Annotated in this window: 21 protein-coding genes; 15 read left to right on the top strand and 6 right to left on the bottom strand. The window is 65.6% G+C overall.

Features of this window, described 5'->3' with window-relative positions:
- Positions 1-12: 12 nt before the first annotated feature.
- The 9 genes from U1738_RS13760 (at position 13) to U1738_RS13800 (ending at position 8140) form a co-directional block, all read left to right on the top strand.
- A complete protein-coding gene (locus tag U1738_RS13760; RefSeq protein WP_332789622.1) occupies positions 13-1335 on the top strand; it encodes a glutamate--tRNA ligase in 1323 nt (440 codons plus the stop codon).
- A gap of 250 nt (positions 1336-1585) precedes the next feature.
- Positions 1586-2254, top strand: a complete 669-nt coding sequence (locus U1738_RS13765; protein WP_332789623.1) for an energy transducer TonB — start codon at positions 1586-1588, stop codon at positions 2252-2254.
- Positions 2255-2310: 56 nt separating this feature from the next.
- Positions 2311-2658, top strand: coding sequence for a hypothetical protein (locus U1738_RS13770; RefSeq protein WP_332789624.1), 348 nt, complete (start codon positions 2311-2313; stop codon positions 2656-2658).
- A gap of 14 nt (positions 2659-2672) precedes the next feature.
- Positions 2673-3620: a bifunctional diaminohydroxyphosphoribosylaminopyrimidine deaminase/5-amino-6-(5-phosphoribosylamino)uracil reductase RibD gene (gene ribD, locus U1738_RS13775; protein WP_332789625.1), complete on the top strand. Its 948-nt coding sequence runs from the start codon at positions 2673-2675 to the stop codon at positions 3618-3620.
- A 4-nt stretch (positions 3621-3624) separates the two neighbouring features.
- Positions 3625-4254, top strand: a complete 630-nt coding sequence (locus tag U1738_RS13780) for a riboflavin synthase (RefSeq protein ID WP_332789626.1) — start codon at positions 3625-3627, stop codon at positions 4252-4254.
- Between the two features lie 178 nt (positions 4255-4432).
- The gene (gene ribB / locus U1738_RS13785) at positions 4433-5734 is read left to right on the top strand and encodes a 3,4-dihydroxy-2-butanone-4-phosphate synthase (protein ID WP_332789627.1); all 1302 of its coding nucleotides are present in this window, start codon (positions 4433-4435) and stop codon (positions 5732-5734) included.
- 2 nt (positions 5735-5736) lie between these two features.
- The gene (gene ribH, locus U1738_RS13790) at positions 5737-6156 is read left to right on the top strand and encodes a 6,7-dimethyl-8-ribityllumazine synthase (protein ID WP_332789628.1); all 420 of its coding nucleotides are present in this window, start codon (positions 5737-5739) and stop codon (positions 6154-6156) included.
- Positions 6156-6710, top strand: coding sequence for a GNAT family N-acetyltransferase (locus U1738_RS13795; protein WP_332789629.1), 555 nt, complete (start codon positions 6156-6158; stop codon positions 6708-6710). The genes ribH and U1738_RS13795 overlap by 1 nt, the downstream gene beginning before the upstream one ends.
- A 59-nt stretch (positions 6711-6769) precedes the next feature.
- Positions 6770-8140, top strand: a complete 1371-nt coding sequence (locus U1738_RS13800; protein ID WP_332789630.1) for a cytochrome P450 — start codon at positions 6770-6772, stop codon at positions 8138-8140.
- A 174-nt stretch (positions 8141-8314) separates the two neighbouring features.
- On the opposite strand, the gene U1738_RS13805 is transcribed toward U1738_RS13800, so the two are convergent.
- Positions 8315-8515: a hypothetical protein gene (locus U1738_RS13805; protein WP_082472550.1), complete on the bottom strand. Its 201-nt coding sequence runs from the start codon at positions 8513-8515 to the stop codon at positions 8315-8317.
- A 93-nt stretch (positions 8516-8608) separates the two neighbouring features.
- Positions 8609-9697 (bottom strand): alkene reductase, encoded by a 1089-nt coding sequence (locus tag U1738_RS13810; RefSeq protein ID WP_332789631.1) that lies wholly within the window; start codon positions 9695-9697, stop codon positions 8609-8611.
- An 83-nt stretch (positions 9698-9780) separates the two neighbouring features.
- Between U1738_RS13810 and U1738_RS13815 the strand changes: the two genes are divergently transcribed.
- From U1738_RS13815 to U1738_RS13840, 6 genes are read left to right on the top strand one after another with little or no spacing between them, the layout of a single operon-like run.
- Positions 9781-10698, top strand: coding sequence for a DMT family transporter (locus tag U1738_RS13815; protein WP_332789632.1), 918 nt, complete (start codon positions 9781-9783; stop codon positions 10696-10698).
- 44 nt (positions 10699-10742) lie between these two features.
- Positions 10743-11357 (top strand): COQ9 family protein, encoded by a 615-nt coding sequence (locus U1738_RS13820; protein WP_443027026.1) that lies wholly within the window; start codon positions 10743-10745, stop codon positions 11355-11357.
- Between the two features lie 57 nt (positions 11358-11414).
- Positions 11415-11681, top strand: coding sequence for a FeoA family protein (locus U1738_RS13825; RefSeq protein ID WP_332789634.1), 267 nt, complete (start codon positions 11415-11417; stop codon positions 11679-11681).
- A gap of 22 nt (positions 11682-11703) precedes the next feature.
- Complete coding sequence (gene feoB / locus U1738_RS13830) at positions 11704-13563, top strand: ferrous iron transporter B (RefSeq protein ID WP_332789635.1); 1860 nt, start codon at positions 11704-11706, stop codon at positions 13561-13563.
- A gap of 11 nt (positions 13564-13574) precedes the next feature.
- A complete protein-coding gene (gene ssb, locus U1738_RS13835) occupies positions 13575-14150 on the top strand; it encodes a single-stranded DNA-binding protein (protein ID WP_332789636.1) in 576 nt (191 codons plus the stop codon).
- A gap of 29 nt (positions 14151-14179) precedes the next feature.
- Positions 14180-15721: a PAS domain-containing protein gene (locus U1738_RS13840; protein ID WP_332789637.1), complete on the top strand. Its 1542-nt coding sequence runs from the start codon at positions 14180-14182 to the stop codon at positions 15719-15721.
- Between the two features lie 45 nt (positions 15722-15766).
- On the opposite strand, the gene U1738_RS13845 is transcribed toward U1738_RS13840, so the two are convergent.
- The 4 genes from U1738_RS13845 to metX form a co-directional block, all read right to left on the bottom strand.
- Positions 15767-16168, bottom strand: coding sequence for a response regulator (locus U1738_RS13845; protein WP_332789638.1), 402 nt, complete (start codon positions 16166-16168; stop codon positions 15767-15769).
- An 83-nt stretch (positions 16169-16251) separates the two neighbouring features.
- A complete protein-coding gene (gene metW / locus U1738_RS13850) occupies positions 16252-16839 on the bottom strand; it encodes a methionine biosynthesis protein MetW (protein WP_332789639.1) in 588 nt (195 codons plus the stop codon).
- Positions 16836-17273 (bottom strand): GNAT family N-acetyltransferase, encoded by a 438-nt coding sequence (locus U1738_RS13855; RefSeq protein WP_332789640.1) that lies wholly within the window; start codon positions 17271-17273, stop codon positions 16836-16838. The genes metW and U1738_RS13855 overlap by 4 nt, the downstream gene beginning before the upstream one ends.
- Positions 17270-18415 carry a homoserine O-acetyltransferase MetX gene (gene metX, locus U1738_RS13860; RefSeq protein WP_443027021.1) on the bottom strand — a complete coding sequence of 382 codons (1146 nt, stop codon included), beginning with the start codon at positions 18413-18415 and terminating at the stop codon, positions 17270-17272. The genes U1738_RS13855 and metX overlap by 4 nt, the downstream gene beginning before the upstream one ends.
- Positions 18416-18449: the final 34 nt, after the last annotated feature.

Consider the following 18449-nt stretch of genomic DNA (forward strand, 5'->3'; position numbering starts at 1 on the left):
TAGTTCGCGTTTATGACTGTCATCACCCGTTTCGCGCCCAGCCCCACCGGGCGGCTGCACGTCGGCAACATCCGCGCCGCGCTTCACAACTGGCTCTGGGCGTGCAGGAATGGCGGGCAATTCTGGCTGCGCATCGACGATACCGATGCCGAGCGCAGCGAGGAACATTATGTCGATGCGATCCGCACCGATCTCGCTTGGCTGGGGCTGCTACCCGATGGCGAGGAACGGCAATCGGCGCGCTTTGCCTTGTACGAAACGAAGTTCGAGGCGCTGCGCGCGGCGGGCCGGGTCTATCCGGCATACGAAACGGCGCAGGAACTCGACCTGAAGCGCAAGATCGCCGCCGGGCGTGGCCTGCCGCCGGTGTACGATCGCGCGGCGCTCACGCTGAGCGATGCGGATCGCGCCAAGCTGGAGGCGGACGGTGTAAACCCGCACTGGCGCTTCAAGCTGGATCACAACGCGCCGATCGAATGGGACGATCTGATCCGCGGCCATCAGAAGTTCGATGCCGCGACGATGAGCGATCCGGTGATCCGCCGCGCCGACGGATCGTGGCTGTATATGTTGCCCAGCGCGATCGACGATGCCGAGATGGGCATCACGCATGTCGTACGCGGCGAGGATCATGTGTCGAATGCCGCGCTGCAATTGCAGATGTTCGACGCGATGGGCGCGGCCCGCCCGGCCTTTGCCCATGAGGCGTTGCTGGTCGGGAGCGAGGGCAAACTTTCCAAACGGCTGGGCTCGCTCGGCGTCGATGCGTTTCGCGAGGCGGGGATCGAACCGGGCGCGGTGCGGGCGCTGCTGGCGCGGATCGGGACGAGCGATCCGGTGGAGCCGATCGCCGAGGTCGCGCCGCTGATCGCGACGTTCGATTTCGCGCGCTTCGGGCGGGCGCCGGCGCGGTTCGACGATGCCGAACTGGCCGGGCTGAACGCGAAGATCGTCCACAGCCTCGATTTCGATGCGGTCTCGACGCGCCTGCCCGAGGGCATGACTCGGGCGGAATGGGATGCGGTGCGGCCGAATTTGAAGACCGTGGCCGAGGCGGGGGACTGGTGGACCGTCATCGAGGGCGACGTGACGGCCGATCGCGACCCCGCCGACGCGGATTTCCTGGCCGAGGCGGCGCGCGTCGCAGGCACGATCGACTGGTCGGCCGACCCGTGGCACGCGCTGACCGGTGCCCTGAAGGCATCGAGCGGGCGCAGCGGCAAGGCGCTGTTCCTGCCATTGCGCCGCGCGCTCACCGGGCTGGATCATGGGCCGGACATGGCGGCGTTGCTGCCGCTGATCGGGCGCGAGCGCGCGGTGGCGCGGCTCGGGTAGCGGTTTGCCGTTCCCCGGCGGAGGCCGGGGTCCAGTCGCGAAGGTCGAGGTTACTAAGCGCAGCACCCGATCATTTCTGCTTCCCGACTGGGCCCCGGCCTCCGCCGGGGAACAACTCTATGCAAAACCTCGCCAGGCCCACGCCATCATGTAACAAAGTATCACTTGCCATTGTAATGTTATGTTGTATCGTTTCTCGATCAAGTCCGGCGATCGACCGGATCCCTCGAGGAGAGATGGAGACGGAGACATGTACGCGGATCGATATGGCAAGACAGGCATCAAGCCCGGCGCGCTCAGCGTCGCGATCGGACTGAATGGCGCGGTATTGGCGGCACTGATCTTTTCGGCACCCGAGCTGATCAAGCGACCGGACCCAACGCCTTTCAAGATAATCAACATCCCGATCCCCGTTCCGCCACCGCCCAAGCCGGTCGAAAAACAGATCACGCCCAAGATCGAACGGCAGATCGTCGATCCGCCGCCGCTCGAACGGCCCGTCACGACCGATCCGATCGCGCCGACGCGGACGGAATACACCCCAACCGGGCCGACAGGCCTGGAAGGCGGCGTGACCGGCGGCACCGGCTCTGTGACGCCACCCTACGTTCCGCCGCACCAGCCCGTGACGATCGGCGCGAAGGTCGATCCACGCTATGCCCGTTTCCTGCAGCCGGATTATCCGCCCGGCGAGCGCCGCATGGGCCGCGAGGGTCAGGTGATGGTGCGCGTGCTGGTCGGGATCGACGGGCGGGTGAAGCAGGTCGAGCAGTTTAGCGCGGCCAGCGCGGCGTTCTTCGACGTCACGAAACGGCAGGCGCTGGAGAAATGGCGTTTCAAGCCCGCGACGCGCGATGGCGTGCCGCAGGAGGATTGGCGGACGATGACCGTGACGTTCGTGCTGAACGAAAGCGATTGAATGAACGGCGCGCGGGGCTGGCATGATCGGCCCCGCGCGCTTATCTTGGGCGCAGGATGCAGATTCTCCGTCACTTCAACATATTGCGCGCGATCAACGACCTGCGCAGCTTCCTCGCGCAGGAGGCGCCGCACAAGCTGGCATTCCTGCTGCTGTCGGTCGTCCTGTTCGGCGCGCTGCTGATCGGTTTCACGATCGATAGCCATGAAGAGCCGGTCTATCACCGCGAAATTACCTATGTCGAACAATGGCCGGCCAACCGCACCGACGCGGAGATCATCGCGCAGCAGAAGATCGATGGCCCTATCGAGGCGAAGCGCGCGGCCGAGGCGGCGGCGCGCGAGAAGGAAACCCAGGCCGGGTTCAAGCGCCTCGACGACAAGTTGAAGAAGTTGGGGATCTGAGCGACGCTCGCTGGATGGCGGCGGCGCTGGCGCTCGCCGAGCGCGGGCGTGGCCGCACCGCGCCCAATCCCAATGTCGGCTGCGTTCTCGTCAAGGACGGCCTGGTGGTCGGGCGCGGCTGGACGCAACCGGGCGGACGTCCGCATGCCGAGGCGATGGCCTTGGCCGAGGCGGGCGAAAAGTCGCGCGGCGCGACCGCCTTCGTCACGCTCGAACCCTGCGCGCATCGCTCCGCGCGCGGCCCCGCTTGCTCGGATCTGCTGATCGCCGCCGGCGTTGCGCGGGTCGTGGTCGCGCTGGGCGATCCGGACGCGCGCACCGATGGCGAAGGGATCGCGCGGCTGCGAGCGGCGGGGATCGCGGTGGATGTGGGGATCGGTGCGGACGATGCGCGGCGATCGATGGCGGGGTTCCTGACCCGCAAGGCGCTCGGGCGGCCATTCGTGACGTTGAAGCTGGCACTGTCGCTGGATGGAGCGGCGGCGATGTCGGACGGATCGAGCCAGTGGATCACGGGGCCGGAGGCGCGGGCGCATGCGCATCTCGAACGGGCGCGGCACGAGGCGATTCTGGTTGGGCGCGGAACGCTGGAGGCGGACGCGCCCCGGCTGGATGTGCGATTGGCGGGGCTGGAAAGCCTTTCGCCCCGGCGTTTCCTGCTGTCGTCCGCACCCGCATCGAATGGCTGGAATTGCATTGCCCGCCCCGAAGACATCATCACGCTGGACGGCGTGGATCATTTGCTGGTCGAAGGCGGCGCGCGGACCGCGGCCGCGTTTATGGCCGCCGATCTGGTCGATCGGCTGCTGCTGTACCGTGCGCCGATCCTGATCGGCGGCGGGCGTACCCTGCCCGATATCGGACTGACCGACCTGCCGGAAGCGCATGGCCGCTGGCGATTGCACGACGCGCGGCAGCTTGGCAGCGACCGGCTCGAAGTCTACGAGCGCGTCAGGAGCTAGGCACATGTTTACCGGAATCATCACCGATGTCGGCACGATCGACCGGGTCGAGGCGCTCGCCGACACGCGCGTGGTGGTGCGGAGTAGCTACGATCCCGCGACGATTGATCTCGGCGCGTCCATCTCCTGTTCGGGCGTGTGCCTTACGGTGATCGATAAAGGCAGTTTCGGGGGCACCGGTGCCAAAGGCCATTGGTTCGCGGTCGACGTTTCCGGCGAGACGATCAGCCGCACCGCGCAGGGCCAGTGGAGCGCGGGCCGCCGCCTCAACCTGGAACGCGCGATGAAGCTGGGCGACGAACTGGGCGGTCATATCGTCACCGGGCATGTCGACGGCATCGGCGAGATCGCATCGGTGTTGGAAGAGGGCGGATCGAAGCGCATCCGCATCACCGCCGGACCCGACATCGCACCGTTCGTCGCGGCCAAAGGCTCGATCACGCTCGACGGGGTTTCGTTGACGGTCAACGAGGTGGAGGACGGTGCCGACACGGTGACGATCGGCGTCAACATCATCCCCCACACCGCCGCCGTGACGACGATCGGGGCGTTGAGCGTGGGCGATCCGATCAACATCGAGATCGATGTTCTGGCGCGGTATCTGGGGCGGATGCGGTCGTTTTTGCCAGGCTGATCCAGCCGATGACGCACACCCGTCCGTGCTGAGCCTGTCGAAGCACTGCTTTTCTTTACGGCGGTCGAAATAAGGACAGTCCTTCGCCAGGCTCAGGACGGATGCAGCTGTTTAATGAGTGGTCTCGATGTGATCGTCGGGATTGACGATCACATCGTGATGTGATTTATATCCACTCATGAGCACATTGTTGATCCAGAAGCTGCGCAACCTTGTCACCGATGGTGGCATGTCGCGCTCCGGCCTTGCCCGCGCGGCGGGGCTTCATGCCAATACGCTGCGCGATCTCGACCAGCCCGACTGGAACCCGACCGCCGACACGCTGCGCAAGCTGGAGACGTTCATCTTCTCCAACGACGATACGCCGGCTTTGGTGTCGATCGAGGAGATCATCGACGAGGCGCGCAATGGGCGCATGTTCATCCTGGTCGACGACGAGGACCGTGAGAATGAGGGCGATTTGATCATCCCGGCGCAGATGGCCACGCCCGACGCGATCAACTTCATGGCAACGCATGGACGCGGGCTGATCTGCCTGGCGATGGGCAAGGCGCGGATCGATTCGCTCGGGCTAGAATTGATGAGCCGCGCCAACGGCACGCGCCACGAAACCGCCTTCACCACCTCGATCGAGGCGCGCGAGGGGGTGACGACCGGCATCTCCGCCGCCGATCGCGCGCGCACCATCTCGGTCGCGATCGATGCGTCGAAGGGCAAGGGCGATATCGTGACGCCGGGCCATGTCTTCCCGCTGGTCGCGCGCGACGGCGGCGTACTGGTGCGCGCGGGCCATACCGAAGCGGCGGTGGACGTGGCACGGCTCGCCGGGCTGAACCCGTCGGGCGTGATCTGCGAGATCATGCGCGACGACGGCACGATGGCGCGGATGGACGATCTGGTCGCCTTTGCCCGGCTGCACAATCTGAAGATGGGCACGATCCGCGATCTGATCGCCTATCGCCGCCGCCACGATCATCTGGTCGAGAAGCGCGCGGAAATGGCGTTCGAGAGCCGGTGGGGCGGCGACTGGAAGGCGATGACCTTCTTCAACAAGGCCAGCGGCGACGAGACGATCGCGCTGGTGAAGGGCTATATCGACCCGGGCAAGCCCACGCTGGTGCGGATGCACACGATGTCGATGTTCGTCGATGCGTTCGGCGAGGAATCGGAGCGATCCGGCCTATTGTCGGGATCGATGCAGATGATCGCGGACGAAGGCGCGGGTGTGATCGTGGTGATCAACCGGCGCATGGCCGACGGCATCACCCGCTTCATCAAGCTGCGCGGCGAGGGCAAGGGTGCCGGCGCGCCGGAGGTCGAGGAATTGCGCGATTACGGCGTGGGCGCACAGATCCTGGCCGAACTGGGCGTGGAAGAGATGGTGTTGCTGACCAACACGCACCATACGCTGGTCGGATTGGAAGGGTATGGCCTGTCGATCGTCGGCGAGCGGCCGATTCCCGGCACCGGAGGCGAGTGAACATGGCCAAATTGCTTATCGTCGAGGCGCGCTTCTACGATCACCTCAACGACCTGCTGTTGGACGGCGCGCGCTCGGCGATCGAAGCCGCCGGCCACACGCATGAGACCATCACCGTGCCCGGCGCGCTGGAAGTGCCGGGCGCGATCGCGCTGGCGGCGGACAGCGGACAATATAGCGCGTTCGTGGCGTTGGGCGTGGTGATCCGCGGCGAGACCTATCATTTCGAGATCGTCGCGGGCGAAAGCGCGCGCGGCCTGATGGCGCTGTCGATGGACGGCCTTGCGATCGGCAACGGCATTCTGACCACGGAGAACGAGGCGCAGGCGCTGACCCGTGCGAAGAAGAGCGAGAAGGACAAAGGCGGCGAAGCGGCCAAGGCGGCGCTCGCCATGCTGGAACTGAAGGGCCGCTTCGGCTGATGCCGCTGTTCGTCGACGCACCGGCGCTGCAGACCGAGCGCCTGACGCTACGGGTTCCGGAAGCCGCCGACTTCGATGCCTTCGCTGATTTCTGTGCCGATGCGACGACGATGCGCTTTCTGGGCGGTACGAAGTCGCGTGGCGAGGCGTGGCGCATCTTCACGATGATCGCCGGCGCATGGTCTATCAACGGCTATTCCTACTGGTCGGTGATCGAGCGGGAAACCGGAGCCTGGGTCGGGCGAATCGGGCCATGGCAGCCGGAGGGATGGCCGGGCACCGAGATCGCATGGGGCTTGGCCCCGGCGTTTACCGGGCGAGGCTATGCGTATGAAGCGGCCGCCGCCGCGATGGACTATGCGGTCGACGTTCTGGGCTGGACCCGGATCATCCACACGATCCATCCCGACAATACGCCCTCGATCCGCCTAGCGCAGCGACTGGGATCGAGCAATGGCGGGCTGGTGACCCTGCCCGATCCGCTGTCCGATTTTCGCGTCGACGCTTGGGGCCAGAGCGCGGCGGAATGGCGCGCGCGCCGGACACCAGAGTAAAGCGCAGGTTGCATTGTCGCGCGCCTTACTGATATCAATGTCAGTAAGGGAGAGACGGCATGGCGCTCGCGCACACCTTCAAGGCGAATCCGCATTGGCTACCGCGTCAGGAAAAGGGCGCGCTGGGGGCCATTCCGGGCGAGGATGGGCTGCCGTTCATCGGCAATACGCTGCGGCTGTTGAAGGACCCGGTGGGGTTCGGACGGCGGATGGCGGCGACGTACGGCCATGTCTATCGCAACAACAGTTTCGGCGGCCCGAACGTCGTGCTGCTCGGGCCGGAGGCGAACGAACTGGTCTTGTTCGACCGCGAGAAGATCTTCTCGTCGGAACAAGGCTGGGGGCCGATGCTCAACCTGCTGTTCCCGCGCGGGCTGATGCTGATGGATTTCGACCATCACCGTGCCGATCGCAAGGTGCTCTCGGTGGCGTTCAAGCCCGAGCCGATGCGCCATTATGCCGCGGCGATGACCGCCGGGATCGCCGCGCAGGTCTCGACCTGGGGCAATCGCCCGATCAAATTCTACGACGCGATCAAGTCGCTCACGCTGGATCTGGCGGCGGACAGCTTCTTCGGCATGCCGCTGGGGCCGGAGGCCGACCGGATCAATCAGGCGTTCGTCGATGAGGTGCAGGCGTCGATCGACCCGATTCGCATGCCGTTGCCCGGCACCAAGATGCGGCGGGGGGTCAAGGCGCGGGACTATCTGGTCGGCGTTTTCGCGCGGGAGATCCCCAAGCGGCGCGCCGGCGACGGGCAGGATTTCTTCTCGCAATTCTGTCGCGCGACGGACGACGAGGGCAAACCGCTGCCCGATGCCGCGATCATCGACCATATGAACTTCCTGATGATGGCCGCACACGACACGATCACGTCGTCGGCGACGAGCCTGATCATGCTGCTCGGGCGCAACATGGAATGGCAGGAGAAATTACGCGAAGAAGTGCGGTCGCTGGAGCTTGGCGAAGACGGTTCCGTGGCGCACGGCCAGCTCGATCGACTGGTGCTGACCGAATATGCATTCAAGGAGGCACTGAGGCTGATCCCGCCGGTGCCGTCGCTGCCGCGGCGCGCGCTGAAGGCGTTCAGCTTCGGCGGCTACGACATTCCCGCCGGAACGCCGGTCGGCATCAATGTCGCCCATACGCATCGGATGCCGGAACACTGGCCCGATCCGGAGACGTTCGATCCGCTGCGCTTCATCCCCGAAGCGGTGCGGGCGCGGCATAAATATGCCTGGGTGCCGTTCGGCGGCGGCGCGCATATGTGCCTGGGGCTGCACTTCGCAACGATGCAGATGAAGCTGCTGATCGCCGGACTGCTCAGCCGATATCGCATCGAACTGGACGAAGGATCGGGCGCGGAATGGCAGGCATGGCCGATCCCCAAGCCCAAGGACGGTTTGCCGCTGCGGTTCGTGCCGCTTTAACAAGCGCCTTTCCCGTTATCCTCGCGGAGGAGTGCGCAGTCGGATCGTCCCCCGGACGATCCTTGAACATGCGGGGCATGTTCAACTGCGCACTGATCCCGCTTCTTCTACTTCGTGCAGGGCAAGGCAGCGGGATCCCGGATCAAGTCCGGGATGACGGTGGCGGTATCCCGCTCAACCCTTCGGCGTCACCCATACCGTAACCGGCACGGCGAACTTGCCGGGCGCAGGCTTGCCGACATCGACGCGGTCGGCCGTCACCAGTTCGCCGGTTTCGAGATTGAACGACACCCACGGCTTGGGCATGCGCCCGAAGACGAATTTCTGGATCGGCTGGCCCGTGGCCGTATTCATGATCGTAGCGGAAACACCCATGAGCGCGGCGATAGCGGCGATGCCGGGCCTGTCCACCCGGCAACGCGGCACGGCCGGGATTTCCTGTGGGAAACCCCGGCGGCCGACATCGGATCAGGCGTTCACCGTCTCCAGCGCGGGATAATCGGTATAGCCTTCCGCACCCTGGCTATACATCGTCTTCGGGTTCATCGCGTTGAGCGGCGCGCCGGTACGCAGGCGTTCCGGCAGATCGGGATTGGCCAGGAACGTGCGGCCGAACGACACCGCGTCGGCGGTGCCGGCATCGATCACCGCCTGCGCTTCCTCCACCGTCGTGTAATCCGAATTGAGCACCAAAGGCCCCGTGAAGACCTTGCGGATTTCCGGGGACAGCTTCGGCACGTCGGTGCGGCCGAACGTCCCCTCGGGGCCGGGTTCGCGCAGTTCGAGGAACGAGATGCCGATCTCGTCCAACACCGCGGCGGCGGCGGTGAACAAGGGCTGCGGATTGCTGTCGTCCACGCCCTGCGAATCACCGTTGGGCGACAGCCGGACCGAGGTGCGATCCTTGCCGGCGACCGATACGACGCGTTCGACCACTTGCCTAAGCAAGCGGGTACGGTTCTCGACGCTGCCGCCATATTGATCGTCGCGGAAATTGGCGTTGTCGCGCAGGAATTCGTCGATCAGATAGCCGTTCGCGGCATGCACCTGCACACCGTCGAACCCGGCGGCGAGCGCGTTCTTCGTCGCGCGCTCGTAATCGTCGAGCAGGCCGGGGATCTCGCTCACCGCCAATGGCCGCGCGGTTTCGAACGGCTTCTTGCCCTCATAGCTGTGCGCCTCACCCGCCGTCGCGGTGGCGGAGGACGAGACGGGCTGTTCGCCGGTGACGGAGGAATGGACCTGCCGGCCCATATGCCACAATTGCGCGACGATCAGCCCGCCGGCATCGTGCACCGCCTGGGTGATCGGCTTCCAGGCTTCGACCTGCTCGTCGCTCCACAGGCCCGGCGCGAAAGGCCAGCCGAGACCCTGGCGGCTGATGCCGGTCGCTTCGGAGATGATCAGGCCGGCGGAGGCGCGCTGGCGATAATATTCGATCATGATCTCGGTCGGCACATGTTCCTTGGTGCCGCGACCGCGCGTCAGGGGTGCCATGAGGATACGGTTCGGCGCGGAAATCGCACCCAGCTGGATAGGATCGAACAGACTCGGCATTACGTTTCCTTTTGCTACCTGACTGCGCACAGATAGGGCGCTACAGGGCGGCATGCATCCCGCCGCTCCCAAGAAAATCTAACATGACGCAAACGGACACCTTGCCGCGCCACGGGCCGGATCGGCTCGCATTCCTCGCGCTGATCGGCGCGAACGTCGCGCTGGCGTTCGGGCCGTGGTTCGTGCGGCTGGCCGATACCGGGCCGGTGGCGGCGGGGTTCTGGCGCGTGACGCTGGCCGTGCCGTTGCTGCTGGCGATGTCGCTGGCGAGCGGATGGCGGCCGGCGCGGCAGTTGAGCGGGGTGGGTGCGGGATTGTGGCTGATGATCGGCATTGCCGGCGTCAGCTTCGCCGCCGATCTGGCGAGCTGGCATCTCGGCATCCTGCGCACCACGCTGGCCAACGCGACCCTGTTCGGCAATTCGGCGACGTTGATCTTTCCGCTCTACGGCTTCCTGATCGCGCGCGCCTGGCCGAGCCGGACGCAGGGCATCGCGCTGGTGCTGGCAGGGATCGGCGCGGCATTGCTGATGGGGCAATCGTACAGCCTGAACCCGCGCAATCTGGCGGGCGATCTGCTGTGCCTGTTCGCGGGTGTGCTCTACACGCTCTACTTCATCGGCATGGCGCGGGTGCGGGATACGATGGCACCGCTGCCCGCGCTGCTGCTGTCGAGCATCGCCGGGATCGTGCCGTTACTGGTGTTCGCGCTGGCGCTCGGCGAGAAGGTGTTGCCCGATCACTGGACCCCGCTGATCGGTCTGGCGTTGTGCAGTCAGGTGATCGGTCAGGGCCTGATGATCTATGCGCTGGGCCAATTCTCGCCTCTGGTGGTCGGACTGGCGCTGCTGACGCAACCGGTGGTCGCGGCGGTGATCGGCTGGAGCGTGTATGGCGAACGGCTGGGCGTGGCGGATGCGACCGGCGCGGTGCTGGTCGCGGTGGCCTTGGTACTGGTGCGCAGGCCGGCTAAGACGGATGTGGAGGAACGCGCGCGATGAACACTCTGCCGGAAGACCCGACGCTGGACGAAATCCGCGCCGCGATGGCGCCCGTATTGGCGAGCAACGCCGCGTTCGACGGCTGGGGCGAGGCGGCACGCGATGCCGCCGCCGATGCGCTGGGCGTGGACCGCGACGTGGCCCTGCTCGCCTTTCCGGGCGGCGCGGTGGAGATGATCGCGGCGTGGTTCGCGCATATCGATGCGGCGATGCTGGCGGCCCTGCCGCCGGAGCGGCTTGCGACGATGAAGATTCGCGAGAAGATCGCCGCTCTGGTCGAGGCGCGGCTGGATGCCGTCGCCGCCGATCGCGAGGCGCTGCGCCGAGCGCTGGCGATCCTGGCCATGCCGCAGAACCTTGCGCGCGCGGCGAAGCTCGGCTGGCATGCGGCGGACGTGATGTGGCACGCCGCCGGAGATACCGCGACGGATTACAATCACTATACCAAGCGGACGATCCTGGCCGGCGTGTACGGTGCGACGGTCGCCGTGTTCCTGGACGACGAGAGCGACCGGTTCGCCGATACGCGCGCGTTTCTGGCGCGGCGGATCGAGGGGATCATGCGGTTCGAGAAAGCCAAGGCCGGGTTTCTGGGGCGTACGCAGCATCGGCCGAGCCTGTCGCGGTTCATCGGGCGGCTGCGCTACCCGGCGGTGTAGCCCGACGGATAATTTGTCACTGGCGCACCCCGCGAGTTATTGATAATCAGTCGCATCATGAACGCGACCGTCGCCCGTGCGATTCCCCTCAGCCTCGAAAAGCTCCCGCGCCGTCAGCATGCGACCGTGGCGGCGATCGACTGGCAGGGGTTGAGCGCGCCCGAAGCGCGGCGGTTGCGCGAATTGGGGTTCGACGAGGGTGTCGATATCGAGGTGTTGCACAAGTCGCTGTTCGGCACCGGCCCGATCGCCTGCCGGATCGGCCGCATGACGGTGGCGTTGCGCCGCACCGTCGCTGCGGCGATCGCCGTCTCGCCCGTCTGAAGACCCTCACGTTGATCACATCATGAGCATTCTGCCGCTGGTCGCATTGGTCGGCAATCCCAATGCCGGCAAGAGTGCCCTGTTCAACGCACTGACCGGCGCGCGGCAGAAGGTGGGCAATTATCCCGGCGTGACGGTGGAGCGGCATTCAGGCCGGCTCGCGCTGGACGATGGGCGGCCGATCGAACTGGTCGACCTGCCCGGTGCCTATAGCCTCGACCCCTCCAGCCCCGACGAGCGCGTGACGCGCGATGTCGTGATGGGGCGGCAACAGGGCGAGCGACTGCCCGATGCGATCGTCGTCGTCGTCGATGCCTCGAACCTCGACAATCATCTTCGCTTCACCTTGCAGCTGATCGCTTTGGGCCTGCCGGTGGTGGTGGCGCTGAACATGATCGATCTCGCCGAGCGTGACGGGCTGACGCTGGATGCAGCCGTACTGGAACGCGAACTGGGCGTGCCGGTGGTGCCGACGGTCGCGGTGCGCAAGCGCGGACTGGACGAATTGAAGGCGCGCATGTCGGGCATGATCGGCAGCGGCGGCGCGGTGCGCCTGCGCCCGAACGAAGGCCATGTGGCAGAGGATATCGTCACGCTGCAACGCCGGGCGCGCGCGCTGTCGGTGAAGGCGACGGTGTCGGAGACGAGCGGGCGGCGCTGGACGCATATGCTGGACGCGGTCGCGCTGCATCCGATCAGCGGGCCAGTGCTGTTGCTGGGGCTGCTGTTCGTGATGTTCCAGGCGGTGTTCGCCTGGTCGCAGGCACCGGTCGGCTGGATCGAGCAACTGTTCGCGTGGATCTCGACTGGCGTCACCGCGGCACTGCCCGCCGGGTTCGTGCGCGACTTCCTGACCGATGGCGTCATCGCGGGCGTGGGCGCGGTGATCGTGTTCCTGCCGCAGATCCTGATCCTGTTTGCCTTCATCCTGGTGCTGGAGGCAACCGGATACATGGTGCGCGCGGCGTTCATGATGGACCGGCTGATGGCCGGCGTCGGCTTGTCGGGACGCGCGTTCATTCCTTTGCTGTCGAGCTTCGCCTGCGCGGTGCCGGGGATCATGGCGACGCGCACGATCGACGACGAGAAGGACCGGCTGACCACGATCCTGATCGCGCCCTTGATGACCTGTTCTGCGCGGCTGCCGGTCTACACGCTCATCATCGGCGCGCTGATCCCCAACACCAGCGTGCTGCCGTTCGTGGGATTGCAGGGGCTGGTGATGTTCGCGCTCTACGTGCTGGGCATCGTGTCGGCCTATGTCGCCGCTCTGGTGCTGCGCAATACGGTGACGGCGGGGCCGTCCTCCGGCTTCATGATGGAGATGCCGAAATACCAATGGCCGCGCCTGTCGGACGTGGGAATCGGGCTGTGGAGCCGTGCGCTGATCTTCCTGAAGCGCGCCGGCACGACGATCGCGGTGACGGTGGCGATCCTGTGGGTGCTGGCGAGCTACCCCCAAGCGCCCGCCGGCGTGCGGCAGAGCGAATATTCGATCGCCGGGCGCATCGCGAGCGGGATCGAAATAGTCGTCAAGCCGATCGGGTTCAACCACGACATCGCGCTGTCGCTGCTGCCCGCGATGGCGGCGCGCGAGGCGGCGGTGGGCGCGATGGCGACGGTCTATGCGATCGACAACCCGGAAGAGCCGGCGGGCGAAGGCAAATTGGCCGAGAATCTGCGCGGCCGCTGGAGCCTGCCGACCGCTTTGGCCTTCCTGATGTGGTTCGTGTTCGCGCCGCAATGCATCTCGACCATCGCCGTTACGCGGCGCGAGACCAATGGGTGGAAATGGCCGATGTTCATGATCGGATACTTGTTCGCACTGGCATATATCGCCGCCGGGGCTACATACTGGGCCGCAATAGGACTCGGTTTGTAGGAACGTAGAATATGGCGGGCAGCGTCAACAAGGTGATCATCGTCGGCAATCTCGGCCGCGATCCCGAAAGCAAGAGCTTCCAGAACGGCGGCAAGGTGGTGAACCTGCGCATCGCCACGTCCGATTCGTGGAAGGACAAGAACACCGGCGAGCGCAAGGAAGCGACCGAATGGCATTCGGTGGCGATCTTCAACGAAGGCCTCGCCAATGTCGCCGAGCGTTATCTGCGCAAGGGCAGCAAGGTGTATATCGAAGGCGCGCTGAAGACCCGGAAGTGGCAGGATGCGCAGGGCCAGGACAAATATTCGACCGAGATCGTGCTGCAGGGCTTCAATTCCGTGCTGACGATGCTGGACGGCGCACCGGGTGCCGGTGGCGGCAGCGGCGGTGGTTCGGGTGGCGGCGGCAGCTATGGCGGCGGCGGGCGTGACGATTTCGGCGGCGGTAACGAATTCGGCGGCGGCGGTGGTGGTTACGGCGGCGGCGGTGGCGGCGGAAGCCGTGGCGGCGCGTCGTCCGGCGGTGGTGCGTCCGGCGGCGGGCGTCAAAGCTTCGCCGACGATCTCGACGACGACGTGCCGTTTTGAATACACCGGTCCTTTCCTGTTCGAGCGCATTGACCGATACCGACCTGCCGGCGACACGTGGCTGGCAGGTCGATGAGGCGGCGCGTGCCAAGGTGCTGGCCGACTACGATTTCGAGACGATCCGCGACGACAAGGCGCTTGGAAAGCTGACCGATTTCGCGGCGGCTTTGTGCGAAACGCCGGTCGCCCTGATCAATATCGTCGAGCAGCATCGCCAGCATTTCCTGGTGCGCACGGGATATGACGGTATCGAAACGCCACCGGAGACATCGTTCTGCGGCGTGTCGATGCATGGCGGCGATACGATGGTGGTGACGGACGCGACGCGCGATCCGCGCTTTGCCGACAATCCGCAGGTGATCGGGGAACCGTTCATCCGCTTCTATGCCGGCGTGCCGTTGAAAACCGAAGAGGGCGTGCCGCTGGGCTCGCTGTGCGTGATCGATACGGTGCCGCACCCCGATGGCCTGACCGCGTTGCAACATCAGGGTCTGGTGACGCTGGCCGAATCGGTGATGGCGCGGTTGCGCGACAGCCGCGATGCCGCCGCATGGCGGGCATCGGACAATGCCAACCACCGCGCGCTGACCGAGAGCCACAACCGTTTCCGCGTGCTGGCGGATTCGATGCCGCAGATGGTGTGGTCCACCCTGCCCGACGGCTATCACGATTATTACAATGCGCGCTGGTACGAATTCACCGGCATGCCCGAAGGATCGACCGACGGCGAGGAATGGAACGGCATGTTCCATCCCGACGATCAGGAGCGTGCCTGGGCGTTGTGGCGTCATTCGCTAGCGACCGGCGAGCCCTATCAGGTCGATTATCGCCTGCGCCGCGCGGACGGGGAATATCGCTGGACGCTGGGCCGGGCGCTCCCCCTGCGCGACGAAACGGGCAAGATCGTGCGCTGGTTCGGCACCTGCACCGAGGTGCACGAGCAGAAGCAGGCGAGCGAGGAGCGCGAGGTGATCGCGCAGGAGTTGAGCCACCGGATCAAGAACATCTTCGCGGTGATCTCCGGCCTGATCGGTTTCGCCGCGCGCGCCAATCCGGGCTTTCGCGGCATTTCGGACGATCTGCGCGAGCGCGTGACCGCACTCGGCCGCGCGCATGATTTCGTGCGCCCGCACAGCGCCCAATCCCGCCCGGCCGCGGCGCAATCCAGCCTGCATGGCCTGCTCGACGAGCTGTTCCGCCCCTATCAGCAGGGCGAAGGCACGCGGATTTCGGTGATCGGCGGCGACGTTAATATCGACGATCGCTCCGCCACGCCGCTCGCTTTGCTGTTCCACGAATTGGCGACCAACGCGACGAAATATGGCGCCCTGGCCAATGACGAAGGGCGCATCACGGTCGAGATTGCGCCGCAGGACGACAAGGTGTGCCTGACCTGGAGCGAGACCGGTGGTCCCGAGGTGGTCGGCACGCCCGATCCGTCGGGCTTCGGATCGCAGCTGATCGAGATGAGCGCCGTGCGCCAGCTTGGCGGCACGGTGGAACGCGACTGGCGACGGGAGGGCCTTGTGGTCACGACCTGCGTGCCGCTGAAGGCATTCAGCCGAACCTAGAATATTTCGTTTTTCCGTGCTCGCCCTACCGGCGTAACGTCGGCATCAGCCTATCTTGGCGTTGCCGATCAATACGACATCATCATTCGCCGGGTGATCGGCCGAAGCGCTCGCGAAAGCGGCGGCGGCCAAGATAGCTGCTTCGCTGAACGGCTTGCGGACATACGCCAGCGCATTGCCGGGATCCCCGATCTGCGCGGGGTTGGCGGTGACGAACACCACCTTCAGACCGTAATCCTGCGCCAGCGTACGGGCGAGATCGGGCCCAGTCGGGCCGTCACGCAGATTGATGTCCACCAGAGCGAAATTGCACTCACCGGCTTCTTCCAAAGCGGTCGAGCGATCGGCGGCGATGGCCTTCACCTTGTAACCGGCATCCGTCAGGATCCGTTCGAGGTCGAGTGCGACGAAAATCTCGTCTTCGACAATCAGGGCGGTGGCGGTCATTTCATTCTCGTCGGCGATGGTCCGTTACAAACCGTCGATAGAGTGCTTGGTTCCTTGATTCAGATCAACCAAAATAGGAACGGTCAACTTTTTAATAGGAATACGGCGTGTTCGGCGCGGAAGTTGGCCGCGGCCGAGCTGGTCTGCCGATCGCCGGACAGGAACCACGCCGCCTCCACCACCAGCCCGCGATCGGCAACGAAGGCGCGGAAATCGTCCACGGTGACGTGGTGGATATTGGGCGTATCGTACCAGCGTTCGGGCAGCAGCCGCGTGACCGGCATGCGCCCGCCCCACAACAAAGAGGCGCGCACCCGCCAATGCGCGAAGTTCGGGAAGGAGACGAACGCGCGCTGGCCGATGCGGAGCAGATGATCGAGCACGACATCGGGCCGCCGCGCGGTCTGCAACGTCTGGCTGAGGATCGCATAATCGAAGCTGGCGTCGGGATAGGCGGCGAGATCGGTATCGGCATCGCCTTGGATTACCGACAGTCCGCGCGACACCGCGGCGGCGACGTTGCCAGCGGCGATCTCCAGCCCGCGCGCGTCCACGCCCTTCGTATCGCGCAATGCCGCCATCAACTGGCCGTCGCCGCAGCCGACATCGAGGATGCGCGATCCGGCGGCGACATGATCGGCGATGATCGCGAGATCGGGACGCAGCGTCATGGCGTTCCCCGCGCAAAGGCTTCGGCCTCGGGCGATAGGCGTTCCATGTAGCGATCGGCGCGGATCAGGGCGTGGAAGCCGATCTTCTCGTACACGCCGTGCGCGTCACGCGTGACCAGACCGATACGGCGGATGCCGGCAAAGTCCGGGTGATCGATGAACCACTGCACCAGCCGTCGGCCCAGCCCCTGCCCGCGCCCGGCCTTGTCCACCCAGACGTCCGCGATCCAGGCGAAGGTGGCGTGATCGGTGATCGCGCGGGCGAAACCGATCTGTTCGCCGTCGCGGTATGCGCCGAGGGCGTGCGATCCGGCGATCGCGCGCTCGACGAGGCTGCGCTCGATTCCCGGCGACCAATAGCTGCTCGCCAGCCAGCGGTGGATTTGTTCCACGTGTAACAATGCTTTGTCGTCGGATAATAAGATGTCGCTCATGCCCCTGCCCTCAGGAAGCCATCGACCACACGATTGAGTTCGGGCGCGTCCAGCAGGAACGCGTCGTGGCCAAACGGGCTCGACAATTCCACGAAGCTGACCGGCGCGCCGGCGGCGTTGAGGGCATGGACGATCGCGCGGGATTCGGCGGTGGGATAGAGCCAGTCGGTATCGAAGCTGACCAGGCAGAAACGCGCCTTGCTGGCCTTGAAGGCGCTGGCGAGGCGGCCGCCATGCTCCTCGGCGAGGTCGAAATAGTCCATCGCGCGGGTGATATAGAGGTAGGAATTGGCATCGAAGCGATCGACGAAGGCGATGCCCTGATGGCGCAGATAGGATTCGATCTGGAAATCGGCATCGAAGCCGAACGTCTTCGTTTCACGCGCCTGCAGCTTGCGGCCGAACTTTTCGGTCAGCCCCGCCTCGGACAGATAGGTGATGTGCGCGGCCATGCGCGCGACCGCGAGGCCGGCCGCCGGTGGGTCGGCATCCGTATAATAATCGCCGCCACGCCATTTCGGATCGGCCATCACCGCTTGCCGCCCGACCTCGTGAAACGCGATATTCTGGGCGGTGTGGCGCGCGGTCGAGGCGATGACGACCACCGCTTTCACCCGCTCCGGGAAGGTCGCGGGCCAGCTCAGAGCCTGCATCCCGCCCATCGATCCGCCGACCACCGCCTTGAGCACGCCGACGCCAAGATGATCGAGCAGCATCGCCTGCGCGCGCACCATGTCGCGAATCGTGATGACGGGGAACGCCATGCCCCAAGGCGCGCCCGTCGCGGGATTGACGCTCGCCGGGCCGGACGACCCCATGCAACTGCCCAGCACGTTGGCGCAGACGATGAAATGGCGCGCGGGATCGATCGGCTTGCCCGGCCCGACCATCCGCGTCCACCAGCCGGGCTTGCCGGTGACGGGGTGGTTGCTCGCGACATGCTGATCGCCGGTCAGCGCGTGACAGATCAGGATTGCGTTACCGCCGTCCGCGTCGAGCGTGCCGTACGTCTCATAGGCGATATCGACCGGCGACAGCAGCACGCCACCGTCGAGGCGCAGCGGCCCCGGCAGCGTGACGGTGCGGGTCAGCCCGAAGCGCTGGTCCGCATCGGGATCGCTATTGGGTTCGATGAAGGTCACGCTCCGGGCGCTAGGGCGCGCGGCCTCGCCTTGT

The organism is Parasphingomonas caseinilytica (assembly GCF_036663755.1).
Lineage (GTDB): Bacteria > Pseudomonadota > Alphaproteobacteria > Sphingomonadales > Sphingomonadaceae > Sphingomonas.

Excerpts from the sequence above, each read along its gene's own strand:
- U1738_RS13760 (WP_332789622.1), top strand. The coding sequence starts at position 13 with ATGACTGTCATCACCCGTTTCGCGCCCAGCCCCACCGGGCGGCTGCAC.
- U1738_RS13765 (WP_332789623.1), top strand. The coding sequence starts at position 1,586 with ATGTACGCGGATCGATATGGCAAGACAGGCATCAAGCCCGGCGCGCTC.
- U1738_RS13770 (WP_332789624.1), top strand. The coding sequence starts at position 2,311 with ATGCAGATTCTCCGTCACTTCAACATATTGCGCGCGATCAACGACCTG.
- ribD (WP_332789625.1), top strand. The coding sequence starts at position 2,673 with ATGGCGGCGGCGCTGGCGCTCGCCGAGCGCGGGCGTGGCCGCACCGCG.
- U1738_RS13780 (WP_332789626.1), top strand. The coding sequence starts at position 3,625 with ATGTTTACCGGAATCATCACCGATGTCGGCACGATCGACCGGGTCGAG.
- ribB (WP_332789627.1), top strand. The coding sequence starts at position 4,433 with ATGAGCACATTGTTGATCCAGAAGCTGCGCAACCTTGTCACCGATGGT.
- ribH (WP_332789628.1), top strand. The coding sequence starts at position 5,737 with ATGGCCAAATTGCTTATCGTCGAGGCGCGCTTCTACGATCACCTCAAC.
- U1738_RS13795 (WP_332789629.1), top strand. The coding sequence starts at position 6,156 with ATGCCGCTGTTCGTCGACGCACCGGCGCTGCAGACCGAGCGCCTGACG.
- U1738_RS13800 (WP_332789630.1), top strand. The coding sequence starts at position 6,770 with ATGGCGCTCGCGCACACCTTCAAGGCGAATCCGCATTGGCTACCGCGT.
- U1738_RS13805 (WP_082472550.1), bottom strand. The coding sequence starts at position 8,515 with ATGGGTGTTTCCGCTACGATCATGAATACGGCCACGGGCCAGCCGATC.
- U1738_RS13810 (WP_332789631.1), bottom strand. The coding sequence starts at position 9,697 with ATGCCGAGTCTGTTCGATCCTATCCAGCTGGGTGCGATTTCCGCGCCG.
- U1738_RS13815 (WP_332789632.1), top strand. The coding sequence starts at position 9,781 with ATGACGCAAACGGACACCTTGCCGCGCCACGGGCCGGATCGGCTCGCA.
- U1738_RS13820 (WP_443027026.1), top strand. The coding sequence starts at position 10,743 with ATGGCGCCCGTATTGGCGAGCAACGCCGCGTTCGACGGCTGGGGCGAG.
- U1738_RS13825 (WP_332789634.1), top strand. The coding sequence starts at position 11,415 with ATGAACGCGACCGTCGCCCGTGCGATTCCCCTCAGCCTCGAAAAGCTC.
- feoB (WP_332789635.1), top strand. The coding sequence starts at position 11,704 with ATGAGCATTCTGCCGCTGGTCGCATTGGTCGGCAATCCCAATGCCGGC.
- ssb (WP_332789636.1), top strand. The coding sequence starts at position 13,575 with ATGGCGGGCAGCGTCAACAAGGTGATCATCGTCGGCAATCTCGGCCGC.
- U1738_RS13845 (WP_332789638.1), bottom strand. The coding sequence starts at position 16,168 with ATGACCGCCACCGCCCTGATTGTCGAAGACGAGATTTTCGTCGCACTC.
- metW (WP_332789639.1), bottom strand. The coding sequence starts at position 16,839 with ATGACGCTGCGTCCCGATCTCGCGATCATCGCCGATCATGTCGCCGCC.
- U1738_RS13855 (WP_332789640.1), bottom strand. The coding sequence starts at position 17,273 with ATGAGCGACATCTTATTATCCGACGACAAAGCATTGTTACACGTGGAA.